General features: G+C 59.4%; 23 protein-coding genes and 1 riboswitch. Of the genes, 13 read left to right on the forward strand and 10 right to left on the reverse strand.

The window, feature by feature from the left end; all coding sequences use genetic code 11:
* Positions 1-29: 29 nt before the first annotated feature.
* The 4 genes from bioB to bioD are packed head-to-tail and all read left to right on the forward strand — an operon-like array spanning position 30 to position 3,657.
* Positions 30-1,070: a biotin synthase BioB gene (gene bioB, locus PI91_RS09280; RefSeq protein WP_008501133.1), complete on the forward strand. Its 1,041-nt coding sequence runs from the start codon at positions 30-32 to the stop codon at positions 1,068-1,070.
* Positions 1,067-2,224, forward strand: coding sequence for an 8-amino-7-oxononanoate synthase (bioF, locus tag PI91_RS09285; RefSeq protein WP_039266001.1), 1,158 nt, complete (start codon positions 1,067-1,069; stop codon positions 2,222-2,224). The genes bioB and bioF overlap by 4 nt, the downstream gene beginning before the upstream one ends.
* Complete coding sequence (gene bioC, locus PI91_RS09290) at positions 2,208-2,963, forward strand: malonyl-ACP O-methyltransferase BioC (protein WP_039266002.1); 756 nt, start codon at positions 2,208-2,210, stop codon at positions 2,961-2,963. Before bioF ends, bioC begins: the two co-directional genes overlap by 17 nt.
* Entirely contained in the window at positions 2,956-3,657 is a 702-nt protein-coding gene (bioD, locus tag PI91_RS09295) for a dethiobiotin synthase (RefSeq protein ID WP_198527861.1), read from the forward strand. Before bioC ends, bioD begins: the two co-directional genes overlap by 8 nt.
* Here the strand turns inward: bioD and PI91_RS09300 are convergent.
* Positions 3,620-4,342 (reverse strand): ABC transporter ATP-binding protein, encoded by a 723-nt coding sequence (locus PI91_RS09300; protein ID WP_008501137.1) that lies wholly within the window; start codon positions 4,340-4,342, stop codon positions 3,620-3,622. The genes bioD and PI91_RS09300 overlap by 38 nt on opposite strands.
* 751 nt (positions 4,343-5,093) lie before the next feature.
* Between PI91_RS09300 and uvrB the strand changes: the two genes are divergently transcribed.
* On the forward strand, positions 5,094-7,109 hold the full coding sequence (uvrB, locus tag PI91_RS09305) for an excinuclease ABC subunit UvrB (protein WP_039266005.1): 2,016 nt from the start codon (positions 5,094-5,096) through the stop codon (positions 7,107-7,109).
* Between the two features lie 89 nt (positions 7,110-7,198).
* On the opposite strand, the gene yvcK is transcribed toward uvrB, so the two are convergent.
* Complete coding sequence (gene yvcK / locus PI91_RS09310; RefSeq protein WP_039266006.1) at positions 7,199-8,107, reverse strand: uridine diphosphate-N-acetylglucosamine-binding protein YvcK; 909 nt, start codon at positions 8,105-8,107, stop codon at positions 7,199-7,201.
* Positions 8,108-8,332: 225 nt separating this feature from the next.
* Positions 8,333-8,467: riboswitch (molybdenum cofactor riboswitch) on the forward strand.
* On the opposite strand from yvcK, the gene moaA reads away from it, so the two are divergent.
* The 6 genes from moaA to PI91_RS09340 all read left to right on the forward strand — a co-directional run bounded on the left by moaA (position 8,455) and on the right by PI91_RS09340 (position 11,934).
* Complete coding sequence (gene moaA / locus PI91_RS09315; RefSeq protein WP_008501140.1) at positions 8,455-9,444, forward strand: GTP 3',8-cyclase MoaA; 990 nt, start codon at positions 8,455-8,457, stop codon at positions 9,442-9,444. Its footprint overlaps the riboswitch before it by 13 nt.
* Positions 9,445-9,468: 24 nt before the next feature.
* The gene (moaB, locus tag PI91_RS09320) at positions 9,469-9,981 is read left to right on the forward strand and encodes a molybdenum cofactor biosynthesis protein B (protein WP_023292963.1); all 513 of its coding nucleotides are present in this window, start codon (positions 9,469-9,471) and stop codon (positions 9,979-9,981) included.
* A gap of 3 nt (positions 9,982-9,984) precedes the next feature.
* Complete coding sequence (gene moaC / locus PI91_RS09325; RefSeq protein ID WP_008501142.1) at positions 9,985-10,470, forward strand: cyclic pyranopterin monophosphate synthase MoaC; 486 nt, start codon at positions 9,985-9,987, stop codon at positions 10,468-10,470.
* Positions 10,463-10,708 (forward strand): molybdopterin synthase sulfur carrier subunit, encoded by a 246-nt coding sequence (gene moaD / locus PI91_RS09330; protein WP_008501143.1) that lies wholly within the window; start codon positions 10,463-10,465, stop codon positions 10,706-10,708. The genes moaC and moaD overlap by 8 nt, the downstream gene beginning before the upstream one ends.
* A gap of 1 nt (position 10,709) precedes the next feature.
* Positions 10,710-11,162, forward strand: coding sequence for a molybdopterin synthase catalytic subunit MoaE (gene moaE, locus PI91_RS09335; protein WP_039266008.1), 453 nt, complete (start codon positions 10,710-10,712; stop codon positions 11,160-11,162).
* Between the two features lie 64 nt (positions 11,163-11,226).
* Positions 11,227-11,934: a Bax inhibitor-1/YccA family protein gene (locus PI91_RS09340; RefSeq protein ID WP_039266009.1), complete on the forward strand. Its 708-nt coding sequence runs from the start codon at positions 11,227-11,229 to the stop codon at positions 11,932-11,934.
* Between the two features lie 89 nt (positions 11,935-12,023).
* Here the strand turns inward: PI91_RS09340 and PI91_RS09345 are convergent, their stop codons facing one another.
* From PI91_RS09345 to PI91_RS09355, 3 genes are read right to left on the reverse strand one after another with little or no spacing between them, the layout of a single operon-like run.
* Positions 12,024-12,986 (reverse strand): YbhN family protein, encoded by a 963-nt coding sequence (locus PI91_RS09345; RefSeq protein ID WP_039266010.1) that lies wholly within the window; start codon positions 12,984-12,986, stop codon positions 12,024-12,026.
* The gene (gene clsB, locus PI91_RS09350; protein WP_023343620.1) at positions 12,986-14,224 is read right to left on the reverse strand and encodes a cardiolipin synthase ClsB; all 1,239 of its coding nucleotides are present in this window, start codon (positions 14,222-14,224) and stop codon (positions 12,986-12,988) included. The genes PI91_RS09345 and clsB overlap by 1 nt, the downstream gene beginning before the upstream one ends.
* Complete coding sequence (locus PI91_RS09355; RefSeq protein WP_008501148.1) at positions 14,221-14,982, reverse strand: endonuclease/exonuclease/phosphatase family protein; 762 nt, start codon at positions 14,980-14,982, stop codon at positions 14,221-14,223. Before PI91_RS09355 ends, clsB begins: the two co-directional genes overlap by 4 nt.
* Positions 14,983-15,115: 133 nt before the next feature.
* On the opposite strand from PI91_RS09355, the gene PI91_RS09360 reads away from it, so the two are divergent.
* Positions 15,116-15,526, forward strand: a complete 411-nt coding sequence (locus PI91_RS09360) for a YbhQ family protein (RefSeq protein ID WP_008501149.1) — start codon at positions 15,116-15,118, stop codon at positions 15,524-15,526.
* Here the strand turns inward: PI91_RS09360 and PI91_RS09365 are convergent.
* The 5 genes from PI91_RS09365 to cecR are packed head-to-tail and all read right to left on the reverse strand — an operon-like array spanning position 15,488 to position 21,128.
* Positions 15,488-16,594: an ABC transporter permease gene (locus PI91_RS09365; RefSeq protein WP_008501150.1), complete on the reverse strand. Its 1,107-nt coding sequence runs from the start codon at positions 16,592-16,594 to the stop codon at positions 15,488-15,490. The genes PI91_RS09360 and PI91_RS09365 overlap by 39 nt on opposite strands.
* A gap of 9 nt (positions 16,595-16,603) precedes the next feature.
* Positions 16,604-17,737, reverse strand: a complete 1,134-nt coding sequence (locus PI91_RS09370; RefSeq protein WP_039266012.1) for an ABC transporter permease — start codon at positions 17,735-17,737, stop codon at positions 16,604-16,606.
* The gene (locus tag PI91_RS09375; RefSeq protein ID WP_039266013.1) at positions 17,727-19,466 is read right to left on the reverse strand and encodes an ATP-binding cassette domain-containing protein; all 1,740 of its coding nucleotides are present in this window, start codon (positions 19,464-19,466) and stop codon (positions 17,727-17,729) included. The genes PI91_RS09370 and PI91_RS09375 overlap by 11 nt, the downstream gene beginning before the upstream one ends.
* Positions 19,459-20,454: a secretion protein HlyD gene (gene hlyD, locus PI91_RS09380; protein WP_039266015.1), complete on the reverse strand. Its 996-nt coding sequence runs from the start codon at positions 20,452-20,454 to the stop codon at positions 19,459-19,461. The genes PI91_RS09375 and hlyD overlap by 8 nt, the downstream gene beginning before the upstream one ends.
* Positions 20,451-21,128 carry a transcriptional regulator CecR gene (gene cecR / locus PI91_RS09385; RefSeq protein WP_023343624.1) on the reverse strand — a complete coding sequence of 226 codons (678 nt, stop codon included), beginning with the start codon at positions 21,126-21,128 and terminating at the stop codon, positions 20,451-20,453. Before cecR ends, hlyD begins: the two co-directional genes overlap by 4 nt.
* 205 nt (positions 21,129-21,333) lie before the next feature.
* On the opposite strand from cecR, the gene rhlE reads away from it, so the two are divergent.
* A complete protein-coding gene (gene rhlE / locus PI91_RS09390) occupies positions 21,334-22,713 on the forward strand; it encodes an ATP-dependent RNA helicase RhlE (protein ID WP_008501155.1) in 1,380 nt (459 codons plus the stop codon).
* The last annotated feature ends 81 nt before the right edge of the window (positions 22,714-22,794 follow it).

A 22,794-nucleotide genomic window follows, 5' to 3' on the forward strand; every position in this document is an offset into this window, starting at 1 on the left:
AAATTAACAAAACCCTTTGGAGAAGCCCGATGGCTCACCACGCACGCTGGACGATGTCGCAAGTTACTGAATTATTCAACAAACCTTTCCTTGAGCTGATGTTCGAAGCCCAACAGGTGCATCGCCAGCACTTCGATCCCCGCCATGTTCAGGTCAGCACGCTGCTGTCGATCAAGACCGGCGCCTGCCCCGAAGACTGCAAATACTGCCCGCAGAGCGCGCGCTACAAAACCGGTCTGGAGTCAGAGCGCCTGATGGAGGTCGAGCAGGTCCTCGACTCCGCGCGCAAGGCGAAAAACGCTGGATCAACCCGCTTCTGCATGGGCGCGGCGTGGAAGAACCCGCACGATCGCGACATGCCGTATCTGGAGCAGATGGTGAAGGGCGTGAAGGAGATGGGCCTCGAAGCCTGCATGACCCTCGGCACGCTCAACGAAGAGCAGGCGCAGCGCCTCTCGGCGGCGGGGCTGGATTACTACAACCACAACCTCGACACCTCGCCGGAATTTTACGGCAACATCATCACCACGCGTACCTACCAGGAGCGTCTGGATACGCTGGATAAAGTGCGTGACGCGGGGATCAAGGTCTGCTCCGGCGGCATCGTGGGCTTAGGCGAAACGGTGAAAGACCGCGCGGGCCTGTTGCTGCAGCTGGCGAACCTGCCGACCCCGCCGGAAAGCGTGCCGATCAACATGCTGGTGAAGGTCAAGGGCACGCCGCTGGCGGATAACGAGGACGTGGATGCGTTTGATTTTATCCGCACCATCGCGGTGGCGCGCATCATGATGCCGACGTCTTACGTTCGCCTCTCAGCGGGCCGCGAGCAGATGAACGAGCAGACCCAGGCGATGTGCTTTATGGCCGGAGCCAACTCCATCTTCTACGGCTGCAAGCTGCTGACCACGCCGAACCCGGAAGAGGACAAAGACGTTCAGCTGTTCCGCAAGCTGGGGCTGAACCCGCACCAGACCGAGGTGCTGACGGGCGATAACGAGCAACAGCAGCAGCTGGAGCAGCAGATTTTCAACGCCGACACCGACCAGTTCTACAACGCGGCAGCCGTATGACCTGGCAGGCACGGATCAACTCTGCGCTCGACGAGCGTCGGGCGGCAGAGGCATTTCGCGTTCGCAGGGTGGTGGAAAACGGCGCGGGCCGTTTTCTTACCCGTGAAGGCCAGCGGTTCTGCAATTTCTCCAGCAACGACTATCTCGGGCTGAGCCAGCATCCGGCCATTATCCGCGCCTGGCAGCAGGGCGCGGAGCGGTTTGGCGTGGGCAGCGGCGGATCGGGACACGTCAGCGGATACACCACGGCGCATCAGGCGCTGGAAGAGGCGCTTGCCGACTGGCTGGGCTACCCGCGCGCGCTGCTGTTTATCTCCGGGTTTGCCGCCAACCAGGCGGTCATCACGGCCCTGATGGGCAAGGACGATCGCATTGTCGCCGACCGCCTGAGCCACGCCTCCCTGCTGGAGGCGGCAAATTTAAGCCCGGCGCAGCTGCGGCGTTTTGCCCATAACGATGCGGGGCAGCTTGCTGCGCTGCTGGATAAACCCTGCGACGGACAACAGCTGGCGGTCACGGAAGGGGTGTTCAGCATGGACGGCGACAGCGCGCCGCTTGCCGCGCTGCACGAGGCCGCAAAGCGGCAGCATGCCTGGCTGCTGGTGGACGATGCCCACGGCACTGGCGTGATGGGCGACGAAGGGCGCGGGAGCGCATACCAGCAAAACGTGAAGCCGGAGCTGTTGATTGTCACCTTCGGCAAAGGCTTTGGCGTCAGCGGGGCCGCCGTGCTGTGCAGCGAATCCGTCGCCGACTATCTGCTGCAGTTTGCCCGCCACCTGATTTACAGCACCAGCATGCCCCCGGCGCAGGCCGTAGCGCTGTCGGCGTCGCTGGCGGTGATACGCAGCGCAGAAGGGGAGGAGCGTCGCCAGCGGCTGGCAGAGCATATTGCGCGCTTCCGTCAGGGACTCGCGGCGCTGCCTTTCCACAGTCCCGACTCGCAGAGCGCTATCCAGCCGGTGATTGTCGGTGAAAATGCCCGCGCGCTGGCACTGGCACAGGCGCTGCGCCAGCGCGGCATGTGGGTCACCGCCATCCGCCCGCCAACCGTTCCACCGGGCACGGCGCGGCTGCGCTTAACCCTGACGGCGGCGCATGAAGCACAGGATATTGAGACGTTGCTGGAGGCGCTCCATGATGCCGGTGAATAAGCAGGCCATCGCGGCCGCATTTGGCCGCGCCGCGCAGAGCTATTCGCAGCATGATGAGCTGCAGCGTCTGAGCGCGCAGGGGCTTCTGGCCGCGCTTGGCGAGACCTCGTTTGCGCAAGTGCTGGACGCCGGGTGTGGTCCCGGCAGCAACAGCCGCTACTGGCGCGGGGCGGGAAGCCAGGTGACGGCTATCGATCTCTCAGCCCGGATGCTGGAAGAGGCACGCCAGCGGCAGGCGGCAGATCGTTATCTGCTGGCCGATATCGAGGCGATCCCGCTGGCGGACGCGCAGTTCGATCTGGTCTGGAGCCATCTGGCGGTTCAGTGGTGCAGTAGCCTGCCGCAGGCCCTGCGCGAGCTTTATCGCGTGGCGCGGCCGGGCGGGAAGGTGGCCTTTACCACCCTGCTGGAAAGTTCGCTGCCGGAGCTGAATCAGGCCTGGAAAGCGGTGGATGAACAGCCGCACGCTAACCGGTTTTTATCGCATGAGCAGGTGACGCAGGCGCTGGCAGGCTGGCGCTATCGCAGCACGGTGCAGACCATCACGCTCAATTTTAGCGATGCGTTCAGCGCCATGCGTTCGCTGAAGGGTATTGGCGCCACGCACCTGCATACCGGACGCGAGAAAAAACCGCTTACCCGGGGTCAGCTGCAGCGCCTTGAGCTGGCCTGGCCGCAGCAGCGGGGGCATTTCCCGCTCTCCTATCAACTTTTTCATGGGGTTATCGAACGTGACTGAACGTTATTTTGTCACCGGCACGGACACAGAAGTGGGCAAAACGGTTGCCAGCACGGCATTGCTGCAGGCGGCACGGCTGCTCGGGAAAAACACCGCCGGGTATAAGCCCGTGGCGTCCGGCAGCGAGATGACGGCGGAAGGGTTACGCAACACCGACGCGCTGGCGCTCCAGCGTAACAGCACGCGTGAACTCGCCTATTCTGCAGTGAATCCGTACACCTTTGCCGAACCGACCTCGCCACACATTATCAGCGCCGATGAAGGCCGTCCGATTGATTTCGCCGTGCTGTCCGCCGGACTGCGGACGCTGGAAAGCCAGGCCGACTGGGTGCTGGTGGAAGGGGCTGGCGGCTGGTTTACGCCGCTTTCAGACACGCAGACGTTTGCTGACTGGGTGCAGGCCGAGCAGCTTCCGGTCATTCTTGTCGTCGGCGTCAAGCTGGGCTGCATCAATCACGCCATGTTGACCGCGCAGGCCGTACAGCAGGCAGGGCTGCGTCTTGCGGGCTGGATAGCCAACGACGTGGTTGCGCCGGGTAAACGCCATCAGGCGTATCTGGCGACGCTCAGGCGCGTTCTTCCCGCGCCGTGCCTCGGGGAAATTCCCTGGCTGGCTGACGGCGCGGAAAATGCCGAAATCGGACGTTATCTCGATCTCAGCGTTTTGCTTCCCGCGACATCCAGTGAGCGATAAGCTCGTCATCCAGTTCGTTAACGTGGCCCTGCGCCACGTTACGCCCGCGATAGAGCAGACAGAAACGGTCCGCCACCCGGCGGATAAACGACAGCTGCTGCTCCGCTAACAGCACCGTCATCCCTAACTCCCGGTTTAAGCGCCCCAGCAGCTGTACCAGCTTCTGGGCAACGCTGTGCCCCGCGCCGTGCAGCGGTTCATCCAGGATCAGCAGGTGAGGGCGGTTCACCAGCGCATTAGCCAGCGCCAGCTGATACTGGTCGTCCGGAGAGAGCGTGTTGGCGCGGGTTCGTCGCAAGGCATAGAGCGCCGGGAACAGGTCGTAAACGTCATTTTTCGCCTCCGGGTTCGGTTTTCCCGTCGCCCGCATGGCGATATGCAGGTTCTCCTCAATCGTGAGCTGGGAGAAGATCCGCCTGTCCTGCGAGACATAGCCTATCCCCGGCCCGGAACGCTGTTCTGGCGGCGGGTTGAGCAAATCGCGCGGCGGCGCGCCCGCCTCATACCAGATGATGCTGCCGCTTTCGACGGGAACTTTCCCGGCGATGCAATTCATGAGGGTGGTTTTCCCCATCCCCGGCAGGCCAACGACGCCTGTACACATCCCTTGCGGAAAATCTAAATCCACATTCCATAGCGTATGTTGACTTCCGTAAAACTGATTCACTGCACGCAGGCTCAACATCTTTCTCTCCTTAAAAATGTGTGTAGGTGTGGCTCGTTGTTAAACTGCAAAACCCCTGCCATAAAGCGGAAAGTGATTAAAAAAGCGTCTTTTTTAGGAATAAGTCACAGAAGCGCGGGGGATAAAAAGGGGGATTGCACATCGACGGTGCCGACGGTGTTGAGTTGTGGTGCAGAGCCAGAAATGATGGAAATGTGAGCAAGATCTCGTCAGTTGGTTATGAATGACGCGACTGTTAATCAGCAAAAAAGAGCTATAAAAATTTTTTGCTGCCGCCTCGTGGGAAAATCCGGGAATTTGCAGAGCGCCAGTTTGTATGGGCTGGAAGCAGTTATCCACTATTCCTGTGGATAACCATGTGCATTAGAGTTAGAAAACACGCGATAAGCGAGAGAAGACGCGGCTTACGCCCAAATTGACGCGAAACGCGGCTTTAGAAAATATCGTTTATTTTTTAATTGGTTAGATAAAATCAATTCCCGTCATGAAAGTGTCACCCGTTGCCATAAAACTATCATTACCTGGCTTGACAAATGTTAAAAAAGAAAAAGTTCTGGGGATAACCTGACCTGACTGGTGTTTTATGTTGCCACTGTCCAAATTTTGGCCGCTATCGCGCTAATCATTCAGGCGCTATGCTAAATATCCTGACATGCTACTGGTTTTTCATCCAGTGTTTTTTACTGGCATTCCTGGCAACAAGGAGTAAAATTATTCACCTGCCGCTTATAACGTCATCAGGTTGTCGCCCATGAGTAAACCGTTCAAATTGAATTCTGCTTTCCGTCCGTCTGGCGATCAGCCTGAAGCGATCCGTCGTCTGGAAGAGGGGCTGGAAGATGGGCTGGCGCACCAGACGCTGCTCGGGGTTACCGGCTCGGGTAAAACCTTTACCATTGCCAACGTGATTGCGGATCTCCAGCGCCCTACGATGGTGCTGGCGCCCAACAAAACCCTGGCGGCGCAGCTTTACGGCGAGATGAAAGAGTTCTTCCCGGAAAACGCCGTTGAGTATTTCGTCTCCTACTACGATTACTACCAGCCTGAAGCCTATGTGCCGAGCTCAGATACCTTCATCGAGAAAGATGCGTCGGTGAACGAACACATTGAGCAGATGCGACTGTCGGCCACTAAGGCGCTGCTGGAGCGTCGCGATGTGGTTGTGGTGGCCTCTGTTTCGGCGATTTACGGCCTGGGCGATCCGGATCTCTATCTCAAGATGATGCTGCACCTGACGCAGGGGATGATTATCGACCAGCGCGCGATTTTGCGTCGTCTGGCGGAGCTGCAGTACACCCGCAACGACCAGGCCTTCCAGCGTGGTACGTTCCGCGTGCGCGGCGAAGTGATCGACATCTTCCCGGCGGAATCGGACGATATGGCGCTGCGCGTTGAGCTGTTTGACGAGGAGGTCGAACGCCTGTCGCTCTTCGACCCGCTGACCGGACACGTTGAGTCAGTGATCCAGCGCTTCACCATCTACCCGAAAACGCACTACGTGACGCCGCGCGAGCGTATCGTGCAGGCGATGGAAGAGATCAAAGTGGAGCTGGCCGAGCGCCGTAAGGTGCTGCTGGCGAACAATAAGCTGCTGGAAGAGCAGCGCCTCAGCCAGCGTACCCAGTTCGACCTGGAGATGATGAACGAGCTGGGCTACTGCTCCGGCATCGAAAACTACTCCCGCTTCCTCTCCGGGCGCGGGCCGGGCGAGCCGCCGCCGACGTTGTTTGATTACCTTCCGGCCGACGGTTTGCTGGTGATCGACGAATCCCACGTCACGATCCCGCAGATCGGCGGAATGTACCGCGGCGACCGGGCGCGTAAAGAGACGCTGGTGGAGTACGGATTCCGCCTGCCGTCAGCGCTGGATAACCGCCCGATGAAGTTCGAAGAGTTTGAGGCGCTGGCGCCGCAAACCATCTACGTCTCTGCCACGCCGGGCAACTACGAGCTGGAAAAATCGGGCGATGAGGTGGTTGACCAGGTAGTACGTCCGACCGGGCTGCTGGACCCGATTATCGAGGTGCGTCCGGTGGCGACGCAGGTAGACGACCTGCTCTCTGAGATCCGCACCCGTTCCGCCATTAACGAGCGCGTGCTGGTGACCACGCTCACCAAGCGTATGGCGGAAGACCTGACCGAGTATCTCGAAGAGCACGGCGAGAAGGTGCGTTATCTGCACTCGGATATCGATACCGTGGAGCGCATGGAGATTATCCGCGACCTGCGCCTGGGCGAGTTTGACGTGCTGGTAGGGATTAACCTGCTGCGGGAAGGTCTGGATATGCCGGAAGTCTCCCTGGTGGCGATTCTGGACGCGGATAAAGAGGGCTTCCTGCGTTCCGAGCGTTCGCTGATTCAGACCATTGGCCGCGCCGCGCGTAACGTCAACGGTAAAGCGATTCTGTACGGTGACAAAATTACCCCGTCGATGGCGAAAGCGATCGGTGAGACGGAGCGCCGCCGCGAGAAGCAGCAGCGCTACAACGAAGAACACGGCATTACCCCGCAGGGGCTGAACAAGAAGGTGGTGGATATTCTGGCGCTGGGCCAGAACATTGCCAAAACCAAAGCGAAAGGCCGCGGCAAGGCGCGTTCAGTGGTGGAAGAAGATACCGTCGTGCTGACGCCGAAGGCGCTGCAGCAGAAGATCCACGAGCTGGAAGGGCAGATGATGCAGCACGCGCAGAACCTGGAGTTCGAAGAGGCGGCACAGATCCGCGACCAGCTTCATCAGCTGCGGGATCTGTTTATCGCGGCATCGTGAGTTTTTTGCCCGGTGGCGCTGCGCTTACCGGGCTTACAGGTTTAGCGTCTTTTGTCACCCCGGTAAGCGCAGCGCCACCGGGGTTTTTGTTAACCCAACACCTGAATCGCTTTCTCCAGCGCCTCGCGCAGCAGGTGGCGGTCGTGACGATATTTAATATCGCTGGCTTCCAGCGGCTCCTGCACCACCAGACGATCGCCGATACCGGATACATCCACCTTTGGCCCCACCACCACGCCGTCAATGATCTTCTTACCGACGTAGTGCTCCATCAAACTGAGTTTATCCGCCAGCGACAGGCTCGCCGCTGCCGGGCTCAGCTCACGCCCTAAATTGCCGATGTAGACCATCGGCGCCGGGGTGCGGCGCAGCGCCTGCGCCAGCTCTTTCACCAGCAGGATCGGCATCAGGCTGGTGTAAAAGCTGCCCGGGCCGATCAGAATTAAATCCGCATCGCCAATTGCTTCTACGGCTTCACGCGTCGCCGGCACGCTCGGGTAAGTCATCAGCTCTTTGGGCGGCAGCAGAAGCTGGTCAATGTTCACCTCGCCGTACACTTCATGCCCTTCGGCGTCGATGGCCATCAAATCGACCGGTTGTTCAGACATCGGGATCAGGAATGCGTCCACTTTGAGCAGGTTACGGATCAGATTGATGGCTTCGAGAGGCCTTACGCTCAGGTGATCCAGCGCCTTTAACATCAGATTTCCGAGGTTATGCCCGGAAAGTTCGCCATTGCCGCCAAAACGGTACTCAAACATCGCCGACGCGACGCTCGGCTCGGTAATTAACTGGTTCAGGCAGTTGCGCATATCTCCCCAGGCAATGCCGCCTTCGGCACGTCTGATCCGCCCGGTTGAGCCGCCGTTATCGGTGGTGGTCACTATCCCTGTCAGCCTTGAGCCGAGTGACGACAAAGAGGACATGACGCGGCCCAGGCCGTGGCCTCCGCCAAGAGCGACCACTCGGTCAAGATCCGCAAAAGTGCGATTGCGCATACGTATTCCTTATCACGTTCGATCGCGTAACAGTAACCTAACTACCCCTAAAAGACGATGCCTCACCCGAAGCAAAATGACGTATATCAATGTGAAAGTGCAGTTTTTAGGTATTCTGTAGCGAAAATGCAGGATTGATTCGCTATATACGTAATTATATAGCGAAAAGCGATAATGGCGCTGTCAGACTTTCCGCGCTACTATCGCCTTAACCACGTTTTCAACACTGAAAACATACACTCTAGCCCTTGTGCCTGTGTCGGAAGATATGGCGCTCTGGCCGTGGCGAATTTGCCACCAGGGTACAGAAAGAAATGACTGTGCCTCCCGTATCTGGAAAGGTGTACATGGCTTCACAACTTACTGATGCTTTCGCGCGTAAGTTTTATTACTTACGTCTGTCGATTACCGATGTGTGTAACTTCCGTTGCACCTACTGCCTGCCCGACGGCTACAAACCGGGCAGCGTCACCAATAACGGCTTTCTCTCCGTGGATGAAGTGCGCCGCGTCACGCGCGCCTTCTCTGAGCTCGGCACTGAAAAAGTGCGTCTGACCGGCGGTGAACCCTCTCTGCGCCGTGATTTCCCGGACATCATTGCCGCCGTGCGTGAAAACGACCGCATTCGCCAGATTGCCGTGACCACCAACGGTTACCGCATGGCGCGCGACGTGGCCACCTGGCGCGATGCGGGCTTAACCGCCATTAACGTCAGCGTGGACAGTCTCGACGCCCGCCAGTTTCACGCCATTACCGGCCAGGATAAATTCCGCCAGGTGATGGACGGCATCGACGCGGCGTTCAGCGCCGGGTTCGAGAAGGTCAAAGTCAATACGGTGCTGATGCGCGACGTCAACCACCATCAGCTGGACACCTTCCTCGCCTGGATCAAATCCCGCCCCATTCAGCTGCGCTTTATTGAGCTGATGGAAACCGGCGAGGGCAGCGAGCTGTTCCGCCGTCATCACATCTCCGGCATGGTCCTGCGCGACGCGCTGCTGAAACGCGGCTGGATCCACCAGATCCGTCAGCGCAGCGACGGCCCGGCGCAGGTCTTCTGCCATCCTGATTACGAAGGCGAAATTGGGCTTATCATGCCTTACGAGAAAGACTTCTGCGCCAGCTGCAACCGCCTGCGCGTCTCTTCCGTCGGCAAGCTGCACCTGTGCCTGTTCGGGGACGGCGGCGTGGACCTGCGCGATCTGCTGGCAGACGATGCCCAGCAGGAGGCGCTTGAAGCGCGCATTTCTGAAGCGCTGACGCATAAAAAACAGACCCACTTCCTGCATCAGGGCAATACCGGCATTACTCAGAACCTGTCTTACATCGGCGGGTAATCAGGCTTAAGAAGGAATCAGAAGATGAGTCAGGTAAGCGCAGAATTTATCCCGACACGCATTGCTATCCTTACCGTTTCCGACCGCCGTGGCGAAGAGGATGATACCTCCGGCCACTGGCTGCGCGAGGCGGCCCATGACGCGGGGCATCACATCGTCGATAAAGCGATCGTGAAGGAGAACCGCTACGCCATTCGCGCGCAGGTCTCTCAGTGGATCGCCAGCGATGAGGTGCAGGTGGTGCTGATCACCGGCGGCACCGGCTTTACCGCGGGCGATCAGGCGCCTGAAGCGCTGATCCCGCTGTTCGACCGCGAGGTGGAAGGCTTCGGCGAGGTGTTCCGCATGCTCTCCTTTGAAGAGATTGGCACCTCCACGCTGCAGTCGCGCGCCGTTGCCGGGGTGGCGAACAACACCCTGATTTTCGCCATGCCGGGCTCGACCAAAGCCTGCCGCACCGCGTGGGAAAACATCATCGCTCCGCAGCTGGATGCCCGTACCCGTCCGTGTAATTTCCATCCCCATTTAAAGAAATAAGCTATGTCACAACTGACCCACATTAACGCCGCGGGCGAAGCGCATATGGTGGACGTCTCCGCCAAAGCGGAAACGGTGCGCGAGGCGCGCGCCGAAGCGTTCGTCACCATGCTGCCGGAAACGCTGGCGATGATTATCGACGGCAGCCATCACAAGGGTGATGTCTTTGCGACCGCGCGCATCGCGGGTATTCAGGCCGCCAAGCGCACCTGGGATCTCATCCCGCTGTGCCATCCGCTGATGCTGAGCAAGGTGGAGGTGAACCTGCAGGCCCAGCCGGAGCACAATCGCGTGCGGATTGAATCGCTGTGCCGCTTAACCGGTAAAACCGGCGTGGAGATGGAGGCGCTGACGGCAGCGTCCGTGGCCGCGCTGACCATCTACGACATGTGCAAAGCGGTGCAGAAAGATATGGTGATTGGCCCGGTTCGCCTGCTGGCAAAAAGCGGCGGCAAATCCGGCGATTTTAAGGTGGACAGCCATGATTAAGGTGCTCTTTTTTGCGCAGGTGCGCGAGCTGGTGAATACCGACAGCCTGACGCTGGATGCCTCTTTTGAAAACGTTGCGGCCCTGCGCGCGCATCTGGCGGCACAGAGCGACCGCTGGGCGCTGGCGCTCGATGAAGGGAAGCTGCTGGCCGCCGTTAACCAGACGCTGGTGGAGCTTACCCATCCGCTGAAGGCCGGGGATGAAGTGGCCTTCTTCCCGCCGGTGACAGGGGGCTAATATGAGTGAAACCCGCATTCTGGTGAGCCCCGAGCGTTTTAACGTGGGGACCGAATACAGCTGGCTGGCGGAACGCGATGAAGACGGCGCGGTCGTGACCTTTACCGGCAAGGTGCGTAACCATAACCTCGGTGACAGCGTGAAGGCGCTGACGCTGGAGCACTATCCCGGCATGACGGAAAAATCGCTGGCGGAGATAGTGGACGAGGCGCGGGACCGCTGGCCGCTCGGGCGCGTCACGGTGATTCACCGCATCGGCGAGATGTGGCCTGGCGAGGAGATTGTCTTTGTCGGGGTGACCAGCGCCCACCGCGGCAGCGCGTTTGCGGCAGGGGAGTTCATTATGGATTACCTCAAAACCAAAGCGCCGTTCTGGAAGCGCGAAGCCACGCCGGAAGGCGATCGCTGGGTAGAATCTCGCGATAGCGATAAACAGGCCGCCAGCCGTTGGTAGTCGGTTTACGTGGATGTGTTACTCTTAACGAGTGTGTCTACTTAATCTTAATCAGGAGTGAATCATGGACCGATTTCCGCGTTCCGATTCAATAGTACAGCAGACCCGTAGCGGCCTGCAGACGTATATGGCTCAGGTGTACGGCTGGATGACGGTTGGCCTGCTGCTTACCGCGTTTATCGCGTGGTATGCGGCGAATACGCCGGAGCTGATGATGTTTATCTTCTCCAGCAAAATCACCTTCTTTGGGCTGATCATCGCGCAGCTGGCGCTGGTGTTTGTGCTTTCGGGTCTGGTGCACAAGCTGAGTGCCGGCATGGCAACGACCCTGTTTATGCTCTATTCGGCGCTAACGGGGCTGACGCTTTCCAGCATCTTTATCGTTTACACCTACTCATCCATCGCCAGCACCTTCGTGGTCACCGGCGGGATGTTTGGTGCGATGAGCCTGTACGGTTACACCACGAAGCGCGATCTGAGCGGCTTCGGCAGCATGCTGTTTATGGGGCTGATTGGGATTGTGCTGGCGTCACTGGTGAACCTGTGGCTGAAGAGCGAAGCGCTGATGTGGGCCGTGACCTATATCGGGGTGGTGCTCTTCGTCGGGTTGACGGCTTATGATACGCAGAAGCTGAAAAACATCGGCGAGCAGATCGACGTGCGCGACGGTTCAAACCTGCGCAAATACGCGATTCTGGGCGCGCTGACGCTCTATCTGGACTTCATCAACCTGTTCCTGATGCTGCTGCGGATTTTAGGCAACCGTCGTTAAGATTGCTTTGCCGGGTGGCGGCTTCGCCTTGCCCGTCCTGCGAAGCGCGAACCGTAGGTCGGGTAAGGCGAAGCCGCCACCCGACTTATTCACTTCGCTAGCATCCTCTCATTCTTCGCCCGCAGCTTTTTCGCCCGACTTTCCAGCACCAGATAGCAGATCGTTGCCAGCGCCAGCGGCAGGAAGTAATACAGCATCCTGTACGCCAGCAGGGCGGCGATAATCGTTCCCTGAGAAACATGCTCCCCGGCCAGCAGGGCAATAAACACCGCCTCCAGCACGCCGATCCCCGCCGGAATGTGCACAATCACCCCGGCAATGCTGCTCACCAGCAGCACGCCCAGCACGAAGAAGTAATTGACGTCCTCGCCAATCAGCAGCCAGATGATGGCCCCCATGGCCATCCAGTTGGCGCTGGAGACCGCCATCTGCAGCTCCGCAAACTTCCACGAGGGCAGGACCAGCTTTTGCCCTTTGATGGTCATATGGCGGCGCTTTGCAAACGCGCAGGCCCAGAGATAAACGGCGATAATCAGCAGCAGCACGATGCCCAGAATGCGCAGCGTGGCCTCGTCGATATACCAGTGCGCGGGCAGCTGCACGACGCCGATGGTGAAGATCACCCCGCCGAGCAGAATATAGCCCAGCCAGTTGGTGGTAATGCTCAGGGAAAAAATGCGCGTGATGGTCCCGCCCGGCAGGCCGAGTCGCGAGTAGAGGCGATAGCGCATGCCAATCCCCCCGACCCAGGTGCTCAGCGTCAGGTTAAAGGCGTAGCAGATAAACGACACCAGCATCACCTGACGTTTGGCCAGCTTGTGGCCGCAGTAGGCCCGACCCAGCAGATCATAGCAGCCGTACATCAGGTAGCTCACGATAACCAGCCCCGTCGCGCCCAGCAGCACCATCCGGTTATAGTTGCGGATGACCTTCCACACCTCTTCCCAGTCCACTTTCTGCGCGTAGACCACCAGCAGCACCGCGACGGCAATAAAGAATACCCAGGTGAGGATCTTTTTTGCCAGACGCCAGCGTGGATGCGATTTTGACATCAGGGTTTGCCTCCGTCTTCCGCTTCTATGCGGTCCTGGGTTTCCATTTCGGGTTGTACCGGCGGGTCCACCTGCGCCAGCTTCGGCGTATGCGCCGGCAGCCAGCCGACCATCGCCGGGAAATGCCGCAGGAAGTGGAACACCACCACGCTGATGCCCAGGTTCCACCAGGTGCGTTTGGGAACCATAGACTCATCCACGCGCACGCAGTCGTTAACGATCAACGCCTGCAGGTTATCCCGCAGGGTCTGGTTAAACTGGCGGTCGTGTATGATCAGGTTGGCTTCAAGATTCAGCGACAGGCTCAGCGGATCGAGGTTACTGGAGCCCACGGTGGCCCAGTGATCGTCCATCAGCGCGACTTTGCCGTGCAGCGGTCGGCGGCGGTATTCGTAGATCTGTACGCCGCCCTTCACCAGATAGTTATACAGCAGCCGCGCCCCGACTTTGACGATCGGCATATCCGGCTCGCCCTGGACAATCAGCTTCACGCGCACGCCGCGTCTTGCAGCATTTCGCATGGCATGCAGCAGGCGATAGCCCGGGAAAAAGTAGGCGTTGGCGATGATCACTTCGCGCTTGGCGTTGGCCAGCATTTTAAGATAGTGGCGTTCAATGTCGTCCCGGTGCTCGCCGTTGTCGCGCCAGACGAAAAGCGCCTGCGCTTCGCCGGGCTTCCGGTTCTCTTCCGGGCGATGGCGGCGTCGCCACCAGCGGCGTACGGCCTCTTTCCCCGGCAGGTTCTCCAGCTCAAACAGCAAGATGTCCTGCACCACCGGGCCTTCAATGCGAATGGCGTAATCCTGCTTCGCTTCCGGGCCGTAGTCGGACATATGTTCCGCCGAGTAGTTAATGCCGCCGACAAACGCTACCGTCTCATCCACCACCACAATTTTGCGGTGCATTCGGCGGAAAAGGTTGGTCCGCATGCCGAACAGGCGAGGGCCGGGATCGTAGTAGCGGAATACCACGCCTGCGGCGGTCAGTTCATTGACGAACGCATCGCTGAGGTCCGGCGAGCCGTAGCCATCCAGCAGTACTTCAATTTTGACGCCGCGCTGTGCGGCGCGCAGGAGCACGCTGTGCAGCTGCTTGCCGACGTTGTCTTCGAACCAGATAAAGGTTTCGAGGATCACTTTCTGCTGGGCGTTATCAATTGCCTTAAACACGGCCGGGTAATACTCGTCCCCGTTGACCAGCAGCGTGATCCGGTTGCCTTCCTGCCAGGAACATTTCATAAGTGGATCTCCGCGCTGAGCGGGGCATGGTCGGAAAGATGCCGCCAGTTGAGAAGCGCCAGGGCGGTCGGGCTGCTGGCGTGGGCATTTTTAACGTAGATGCGGTCAAGCCGCAGCAGCGGGAAACGGACCGGGAACGTGCGCGCAGGCCTGCCGTTCGCCCGGGTGAAGATCTCCTCCAGCCCGGCATCCACCTTCAACGGATGGTTTGCCCGCTGGCGCCAGTCGTTGAAATCGCCTGCCACGACAACAGGTTCACCGTCAGGCAGCGCGTTGGCCCATTCGGCCAGCATTTTCAGCTGCGCCTGACGATGGGCTTCGCGCAGGCCCAGATGAACGCAGCCGACGTGGATGGGCAGCTCAAGGTCGGGCGGGGTAATGCGGCAGTAGAGCAGGCCGCGTTTTTCGCTCTCCCCGACGGAAACGTCGCGGTTTTCATAATGTTCAATGGGATAACGCGACAGCACCGCGTTGCCGTGATGACCTTCAGGATAGACCGCGTTGCGGCCGTAGGCGTAATCGCTCCACATGGTATCGGCCAGAAATTCATAGTGCGGCGTGTCGGGCCAGTTCTCAAAGTGAAGCGGATGTACTTCGTGCGCGCCCATCACCTCCTGCAGGCAGACAATATCCGCGCTGACGGTGCGCACCGCGTCGCGCAGCTCCGGTAAAATGAAGCGGCGGTTAAATGCTGTGAAGCCCTTATGAATGTTTATCGTCAGCACTTTAAGCGAGAAATGCTGCATTTTTTTCGTCATAAGCTCCTTCCTGAGTGACTATCCCGATGAAAATAAAGTGTAGTCGTCGTCACAAAAAGATGCGGCGTTACGGAATTTTCCGTAAAGTGCGGTAGTCTGATTAAGCAGAGAAAAATCCTTCAGGAGAGAAGCCATGAAGTGGCAACAACGTGTTCGTGTCGCAACTGGCCTGAGTTGCTGGCAGATAATGTTGCATTTACTGGTCGTGGCCGTACTGGTGATGGGCTGGATGAGCGGCACGCTGGTACGTGTTGGCCTGGGGCTATGCGTCCTTTACGGCGTCACCGTGCTGTCGATGTTGTTTTTACAGCGCCACCATGACGCGCGCTGGCGCGAGGTGGGTGACGTGCTCGAAGAGCTCACCACCACCTGGTACTTTGGTGCGGCGATGATTGTTCTGTGGCTGCTGTCACGCGTGCTGCAAAACAACCTGCTGCTGGCCCTGGCGGGTCTGGCCATCCTCGCAGGGCCTGCGGTGGTCTCGTTGCTGACCAAAGAGAAAAAGCTACGCGATGTTGCGTCTAAACATCGCATAGGCCACTGAGCCTGTCGTGGCCGCGATGACCAGTAGCGGCCACAAACTTCCCCAGACAATATCCAGACTCGCATCCTTCAGATAGATCTGCTTGGTGATATCCGTAAAGTGGCGTATCGGGTTTATCCACGTCAGATCCTGGAGCCACACCGGCATATTCTCAACCGGCGAGACGTACCCGGAGAGCAGGATCGCGGGCATCATAAAGACGAATACCCCGATAAACGCCTGCTGCTGCGTCGAGCAGAGTGCGGAAATCAGCAGCCCAAACCCCACCAGCGACAGCCCGTAAATCACCATCGTGAAGTAAAACAGCGCCAGCGATCCGGCGAACGGGATCTGGTAGGCCCATATTCCCACGCCCAGCACGATGGTGGCCTGGAAGGTCGCGACAATCAGCGCCGGCACCGCTTTGCCGACGAAAATTTGCCAGGTGGCGAGCGGGGAGACCAGCAGCTGATCCAGCGTGCCCTGTTCGCGCTCGCGGGCGACGGAGAGAGAGGTCACAATCATCACCCCGATGGTGGTGATCATGGCGATCAGCGACGGCACCACAAACCACTTGTAGTCCAGATTTGGGTTATACCAGTTGCGCACCACCAGTTCGCTGTTGTTGGGCTTCGGTTTGCCGTCCATCAGCTCCTGCTGGTAATCCTTCACCACCTGCTGGAGGTAGTTGGCCGCAATCTGGGCGCTGTTGGAGTTGCGCCCGTCGAGGATCAGCTGCATCGGCGCGGTCTGGAAGGTATCCAGATTGCGGGAGAAATCCGCCGGGAACCGCACCAGCAGCAGCGCTTTTTGCGTGTCGATGGTGGGCTGAATGTCCTGCGGGCTTTTCAGCAGCAGGATGTGGGTAAAGGCCTTCGCACGCGCAAAGCGCTGCGTTAGCTCCACGGAATGTTTGCCGTTGTCTTCGTTGTAAATGGCAATGGTGGCGTTGGTCACCTCAAGGGTGGCGGCAAACGGGAACAGTAAAACCTGGATCAGCACCGGCAACACCAGAATGGCGCGGGTTTGCGGCTCGCGCAGCAGGGATTGCAGCTCTTTGCGTATTAACGTCCATAAACGGTGAAACATGCGCGCTCCTTAATCTAACCGCCGTTTGGTTTTCATCCACGTCAACCCGATAAACATCACCGCCGACGCCATTAAAAACAGCGTGTTGATAATCAGCACTACCGGAATATTCCCCGCCAGGAACAGGCTTTGCAGCGTGCTCACGAAGTAGCGCGCCGGGATAATGTAGGTCACGGCGCGGATGACGGCAGGCATGCTGTCTATCTGGAAGATAAACCCTGAGAGCATTATTGACGGCAGGAAAGCGGCGTTCAGCGCCACCTGCGCGGCGTTAAACTGGTTGCGGGTGATGGTGGAGATGAGCAGCCCCATCCCCAGCGTGCTGAGTAAAAACAGGCTGGTGATAAAGAACAGCACGATCAGCGAGCCGCGATACGGCACGCCGAGGATAAAGACGGACACCAGCATGCAGAGCAGCATCGCCAGCATGCCTAGGAAGTAGTAGGGAATAAGCTTGCACAGCAGCAGCTCGACGCGCGTCACTTCGGTGGAAAGCAGCGCCTCCATAGTGCCGCGCTCCCACTCGCGGGCGATGACCAGCGAGGTCAGAATCGCGCCGATCACCGTCATAATAATCGTTACCGCGCCCGGAATAATAAAGTGCTGGCTGATGGCGGCGGGGTTAAACCAGTAGCGCGTCTGTACGTCGATCAGCGGCTTAAATTCTTCACCCCGGTCTTCGGCGCGCTGCATCTGCCAGAGCTGCCAGATCCCCTCCGCGTAGCCCTGCACGAAGTTCGCGGTGTTCGGCTCGCTGCCGTCGGTGATGACCTGGATCGGCGCATCGGTATTCGCCCGCGCCATGTTGGCGGCAAAATCCACCGGAATGACGATCAGACCGCGAATTTTCCCGGCCTGCATCTTCTGGATCAGCTCCTGGCGGTTGTCGCTGATGGTGGCATCAATGTAGGGCGAACCGGTCATGGCGTGGGTAAAGTCCAGCGCCTCTTCGCTCTGCTGTTCGAGTAAAATCCCGACCCGCAGCTTGCTGGAGTCCAGGTTAATGCCGTAACCAAAGATAAACAGCAGCAGCAGGGGGATCACCACCGCAATCAGCCAGCTGCTGGGATCGCGCACGATCTGCCGCGTCTCTTTAACGCACAGCGCGCGCACCCGGCGCCAGGAAAGGGCGTTACTGCGCATGGGCATTCTCCTTATCCCAGTCGTGGATGAGGGTGATAAACGCCTGCTCCATGGTCGGGTCCGGGACCTCATCGTCGGCGGCCTGGTTTTTCAGGTCGTCCGGCGTGCCGTGGGCAATCAGCTTGCCGCGATACACCAGCCCGATGCGGTCGCAGTACTCCGCCTCGTCCATAAAGTGGGTGGTCACCATGACGGTTACCCCTTTTTCCACCATGCTGTTGATATGCAGCCAGAACTCGCGGCGGGTAATGGGATCAACGCCGGAGGTCGGCTCATCCAGAAACAGAATATCCGGCTCGTGCATCAGCGAGCAGGCCAGCGCCAGCCGCTGCTTAAAGCCGAGCGGCAGTTCGTCGGTGGCGTGGGAAGCGATAGTTGTTAACCCGAAGGCGTCGCTCATGCGGCGAATTTTCTCGTTCTGCGCACGCCCGCGCAGGCCGTACACGCCGGAGAAAAAGCGCAGATTCTGCTCGACCGTCAGGTTGCCGTACAGCGAGAACTTCTGCGCCATATAGCCCAGGTGCTGGCGCGCCTTGCCGGAACTGACTTTGAGATCCATATCCAGCACCAGCGCTTTGCCGGACGTCGGCACCAGCAGGCCGCACATCATCTTAAAGGTGGTCGATTTTCCCGCGCCGTTTGGTCCGAGCAGGCCAAAAATCTCGCCGCGCTTCACGGCAAAATTGACGTTGTCAGTGGCGGCGAAATCCCCGAATTTTTTGGTGAGGGATTTGGCTTCGATCACCGTTTCGCCTGGCGTACCTTCCACCGTGTGCAGGATCGCCCCAAGCGGCGACTCGGAGGTCCCCGCGCCGCCCAGCAGGTCGATGAACGCATCTTCAAAACGCGGCGCCGTCTCTTCCATCTCAATCGTCGGCATTCCAGGCGCCCGGCGAATATCGTCGACGGTGGCCTCTTTTTTGAGGATGACCCGCACCGAGCGGCCCTGAATCATCCCGTCGCTGACCTGCGGCAGCCTGAGCACCCGCTGCAGCAGCGAGCGGTTGGACGCCTGCGGGCTGTGCAGCAGGAAGCTGCGCCCGGCCATGCTCTGCGTCAGCGTCGTCGGCTCGCCCTGATAGAGCAGCTCGCCTTCGTTCATCAGCAGCACGTCCCGGCACTGCTCGGCTTCGTCGAGGTAGGAGGTGCTCCAGAGGATCAGCATCCCGTCGCCCGCCAGCTCGTGCACCATCTGCCACAGCTCGCGGCGCGATATCGGGTCGACGCCCACGCCGGGCTCGTCCAGCAGCAGCACTTTTGGCTCGCCCACCAGCGTGCAGGCCAGACCCAGCTTCTGCTTCATCCCACCGGAAAGCTTGCCCGCCAGCCGGTCGGTGAACGGGCCGAGCGAGGTAAATTCCAGCAGGCGGGCGAAGGTCTTCTGTCGGGCTTCGCCGGTGACGCTGCGCAGGTCGGCGTACAGGTTCAGGTTTTCCATTACCGTCAGGTCTTCATACAGGCCAAACTTCTGCGGCATATAGCCGAGCATGGCGTGGAGCGGGCCGTCGTCCTTAATCGGATCCAGGCCCAGCACGCGGGCCGAGCCTTCATCCGGCTTCAGCAACCCCGCCAGCATCCGCATCAGCGTGGTTTTCCCCGCGCCGTCCGGACCAACCAGCCCGGTCACATAGCCTTTCCGGATGGTGCAGTTCAGCGGCGCGACCGCAGGCTTATCCATCCCCTTAAAGCGTTTAACCAGACTGTTGAGCTGAATAACCGCGTCATTCATGTCGTTCCCCGCTGTTCACTTTTACGGTGACGGGCATGCCCTGGCGCAGGGCGTCGTCCGCATCGGTCACGATGATGCGCAGGCGATACACCAGGTCGGTGCGCAGGTCCGGCGTTTCTACCGTTTTCGGCGTGAATTCGGCGGTAGGGGAGACAAACCCCACCTTGCCGTGATACGGCTTGTCCGGGCGACCGTCGGTATAGAGCAGCAGCTCGCGGCCCGGCTGCATCTGACCGAGATTAGGCTCATCAATGTAGGCGCGCACCCACACCGGACGGGTGAGCGACAGGGTTAAAACGGTGCTTCCGGCGCTGAGCATGCTGCCCGGCTCGACGGCGCGGGTCATCAGCGTGCCGTCAGACGGTGCGATGAGCGTGGTGTCGTGCAGATCCAGCTCTGCCTGCGCCAGCTGGGCCTGCGCCTGTTCAAGGCTGGCTTTCGCCTGGGCGATATCCTGCGGGCGGTTACCGGTGTGGTACTGGCTTAATTTATCCTGCGCGGACTTCAGGGTTGCCTGCGCCTGGTCGCGGGAGGAGCGCGCATTTTCCAGGTCATTCGCGGAAATGGTGCGGCTTTTCCAGAGCCCCTGCTGGCGAGCGTAGAAGTTCTGCGCGTAGTCATACGCCGCCTGCGCCTGTTTGACGGCGGCAGCGGCCTGGGCGATCTCTTCGTCGCGATAGCCGGCCAGCATCAGGTCATACTGCGCCTGCGCAACGGAGACGCCCGCTTTGGCCTGCAGCAGCGCGTTCTCATAGGGCGCTTTGTCCAGCATCCCCAGCGTCTGCCCGGTTTTAATGGCATCGCCTTCGTCAACGCTCAGCGAGGCGAGACGTCCGCCCACGCGGAAGCTCATGTTCACCGTGCGAATATCCACGTTACCGTACAGCGTCAGGCCTTTATCCTGATGGCTCTGATACCACAGCCATCCACCGACGCCCGCGGCAAGCAAAACAATGACCACCAGAATGATGGCGACAGGTTTTTTCATGACTTCAGGCTCCTTTGCGTTAAGCCTTGCAGGATCAGATCGAGATGACAGGCGATCACCTCACCGATCTGCGCGGCTTTATCCTCATCAAATTGTGTCCAGCCGGTGCGTAACAGGATGGTTTCCCGGCCCAGACGGAAGGCAAGGATTTCACCCAGCAGGGCGTGGGTATGCAAAATTGTCGCGGTATCGCCGGCATCCCGCCCGGTATAGGCGGCGATCAGCCGGGTCAGGTGGGTATGCATCGGGGCAATCACCCGATCGTGTACCCGCTGGTAGGCGGCAGTGGGGGAGAGCTGCTCGCGGGAGATAAACTTGCTCAGGTTGAGCGTATCGTCGTGCGTCAGCACGCGGATCATGTTGTGGCAGGCACTCAGGATCAGCTGGCGGATGGCCTCGCGATCGGGCGACGGCTGGCCGAGCAGCGCGGTGGCCTCCTCAACGTGCGGGTGAAACTGCGTGCCGATAAAATCGGCGATCCACTCGGCGCAGGCGAGATATAAATCCTCTTTTGAGCCAAAATAGTAGGTAATCGCCGCAATGTTTTGCCCGGCCAGCGCGGCGATATCGCGCGTGGTCGCGTGCAGCCCGTACTCGCCAAACTGCGCCAGCGCGGCGGCAATAAGCTGGTTTTTGGCCTGTTCACCTTTGGTTGTTGTGGGTGTTGTATTCATGGCGGCATTAAAAATTAATCAATCGATTGATTAAGATTATGCTTGATTTGCATCCCCGTCGAGGGAACGCGGAGGGATATTTTATGCGCCACGTCACAAAAGCTGCTACACTCCGCCCCTTCGCGACATTGTGGTTTTTGTCCTCTCAATTGTTATATCTCCCTGAAAACTACACCTGTGATGGTCGGGGCGGTTCGGAGTTTTTATGTCTTTTGATTCCCTTGGCCTGAACCCGGAAATTCTGCGCGCGATCGCAGAGCAGGGCTACGTTGAGCCAACCCCAATCCAGCAACAGGCTATTCCTGCCGTTCTTCAGGGCCGTGACCTGATGGCCAGCGCCCAGACCGGCACCGGTAAAACCGCGGGCTTTACGCTGCCGCTGTTAGAACTGCTGGTAAAAAATCAGCCGCACGCAAAAGGCCGTCGTCCGGTTCGTGCGCTGATCCTCACCCCAACCCGCGAGCTGGCCGCGCAGATTGGTGAGAACGTGCGTGACTACAGCCGCTATCTCAACATTCGCTCGCTGGTGGTGTTCGGCGGGGTCAGCATCAACCCGCAGATGATGAAGCTGCGCGGCGGCGTGGACGTACTGGTGGCAACGCCGGGCCGTCTGTTGGATCTGGAACACCAGAACGCGGTGAAGCTGGATAACATCGAAATTCTGGTACTGGACGAAGCCGACCGCATGCTCGACATGGGCTTTATTCACGACATTCGCCGCGTGCTGGCCAAGCTGCCGCCGCGTCGTCAGAACCTGCTCTTCTCCGCGACCTTCTCCGACGAGATCAAGGCGCTGGCGGAAAAGCTGCTGCATAACCCGCTGGAAGTGGAAGTGGCGCGCCGCAACACCGCCTCTGAGCAGGTGACGCAGCACGTTCACTTTGTGGATAAAAAGCGCAAGCGCGAACTGCTCTCCCAGATGATTGGCCAGGGTAACTGGCAGCAGGTGCTGGTCTTTACCCGCACCAAGCACGGCGCGAACCACCTGGCGGAACAGCTGAACAAAGACGGCATCCGCAGTGCGGCGATCCACGGCAACAAGAGCCAGGGCGCGCGTACCCGTGCGCTGGCGGACTTCAAGTCTGGCGACATCCGCGTGCTGGTGGCGACCGACATCGCCGCCCGTGGCCTCGACATTGAAGAGCTGCCGCACGTGGTGAACTACGAGCTGCCAAACGTGCCGGAAGACTACGTGCACCGTATCGGCCGTACCGGTCGTGCGGCGGCCACCGGTGAAGCGCTCTCTCTGGTGTGCGTGGACGAACACAAGCTCCTGCGCGACATCGAACGCCTGCTGAAGAAAGAGATCCCGCGCATCGAAACCCCAGGTTATGAAGTGGATCCGTCGATCAAAGCCGAGCCGATTCAGAACGGTCGTCAGGGCGGTCGCGGTCAGGGCGGCGGTGGTCGCGGCCAGCAGCCGCGCCGTGCTGAAGGTGGCGCGCCGAAGACAGCGGGCAAACCGCCGCGTCGTGGCAACGACAGCAAACCGGCCGGTGACAATCCGTGGCGCAGCGGCGAAGGCAAGCCGGCAGGCGAAGGGCAGCGCCGACGCCGCCCGCGCAAGCCTGCTAACCCGCAGTAATCTGGAAGCCCGGTCGTAAAGCCGGGCTTTTGTTTTTGCGGCAGCGAAGAGAAAGTGCCACAATAGTGGCTGTTTATACAG

Origin of the sequence: Enterobacter sp. FB (assembly GCF_000805795.1) — a bacterium.
GTDB classification, from domain to species: Bacteria; Pseudomonadota; Gammaproteobacteria; order Enterobacterales; family Enterobacteriaceae; genus Enterobacter; species Enterobacter roggenkampii.

What these genes read in the sequence shown, in the direction of transcription:
- bioB (WP_008501133.1), top strand. Translation starts at nt 30, where the DNA reads ATGGCTCACCACGCACGCTGGACGATGTCGCAAGTTACTGAATTATTC.
- bioF (WP_039266001.1), top strand. Translation starts at nt 1,067, where the DNA reads ATGACCTGGCAGGCACGGATCAACTCTGCGCTCGACGAGCGTCGGGCG.
- bioC (WP_039266002.1), top strand. Translation starts at nt 2,208, where the DNA reads ATGATGCCGGTGAATAAGCAGGCCATCGCGGCCGCATTTGGCCGCGCC.
- PI91_RS09300 (WP_008501137.1), bottom strand. Translation starts at nt 4,342, where the DNA reads ATGTTGAGCCTGCGTGCAGTGAATCAGTTTTACGGAAGTCAACATACG.
- uvrB (WP_039266005.1), top strand. Translation starts at nt 5,094, where the DNA reads ATGAGTAAACCGTTCAAATTGAATTCTGCTTTCCGTCCGTCTGGCGAT.
- yvcK (WP_039266006.1), bottom strand. Translation starts at nt 8,107, where the DNA reads ATGCGCAATCGCACTTTTGCGGATCTTGACCGAGTGGTCGCTCTTGGC.
- moaA (WP_008501140.1), top strand. Translation starts at nt 8,455, where the DNA reads ATGGCTTCACAACTTACTGATGCTTTCGCGCGTAAGTTTTATTACTTA.
- moaB (WP_023292963.1), top strand. Translation starts at nt 9,469, where the DNA reads ATGAGTCAGGTAAGCGCAGAATTTATCCCGACACGCATTGCTATCCTT.
- moaC (WP_008501142.1), top strand. Translation starts at nt 9,985, where the DNA reads ATGTCACAACTGACCCACATTAACGCCGCGGGCGAAGCGCATATGGTG.
- moaD (WP_008501143.1), top strand. Translation starts at nt 10,463, where the DNA reads ATGATTAAGGTGCTCTTTTTTGCGCAGGTGCGCGAGCTGGTGAATACC.
- moaE (WP_039266008.1), top strand. Translation starts at nt 10,710, where the DNA reads ATGAGTGAAACCCGCATTCTGGTGAGCCCCGAGCGTTTTAACGTGGGG.
- PI91_RS09340 (WP_039266009.1), top strand. Translation starts at nt 11,227, where the DNA reads ATGGACCGATTTCCGCGTTCCGATTCAATAGTACAGCAGACCCGTAGC.
- PI91_RS09345 (WP_039266010.1), bottom strand. Translation starts at nt 12,986, where the DNA reads ATGTCAAAATCGCATCCACGCTGGCGTCTGGCAAAAAAGATCCTCACC.
- clsB (WP_023343620.1), bottom strand. Translation starts at nt 14,224, where the DNA reads ATGAAATGTTCCTGGCAGGAAGGCAACCGGATCACGCTGCTGGTCAAC.
- PI91_RS09355 (WP_008501148.1), bottom strand. Translation starts at nt 14,982, where the DNA reads ATGACGAAAAAAATGCAGCATTTCTCGCTTAAAGTGCTGACGATAAAC.
- PI91_RS09360 (WP_008501149.1), top strand. Translation starts at nt 15,116, where the DNA reads ATGAAGTGGCAACAACGTGTTCGTGTCGCAACTGGCCTGAGTTGCTGG.
- PI91_RS09365 (WP_008501150.1), bottom strand. Translation starts at nt 16,594, where the DNA reads ATGTTTCACCGTTTATGGACGTTAATACGCAAAGAGCTGCAATCCCTG.
- PI91_RS09370 (WP_039266012.1), bottom strand. Translation starts at nt 17,737, where the DNA reads ATGCGCAGTAACGCCCTTTCCTGGCGCCGGGTGCGCGCGCTGTGCGTT.
- PI91_RS09375 (WP_039266013.1), bottom strand. Translation starts at nt 19,466, where the DNA reads ATGAATGACGCGGTTATTCAGCTCAACAGTCTGGTTAAACGCTTTAAG.
- hlyD (WP_039266015.1), bottom strand. Translation starts at nt 20,454, where the DNA reads ATGAAAAAACCTGTCGCCATCATTCTGGTGGTCATTGTTTTGCTTGCC.
- cecR (WP_023343624.1), bottom strand. Translation starts at nt 21,128, where the DNA reads ATGAATACAACACCCACAACAACCAAAGGTGAACAGGCCAAAAACCAG.
- rhlE (WP_008501155.1), top strand. Translation starts at nt 21,334, where the DNA reads ATGTCTTTTGATTCCCTTGGCCTGAACCCGGAAATTCTGCGCGCGATC.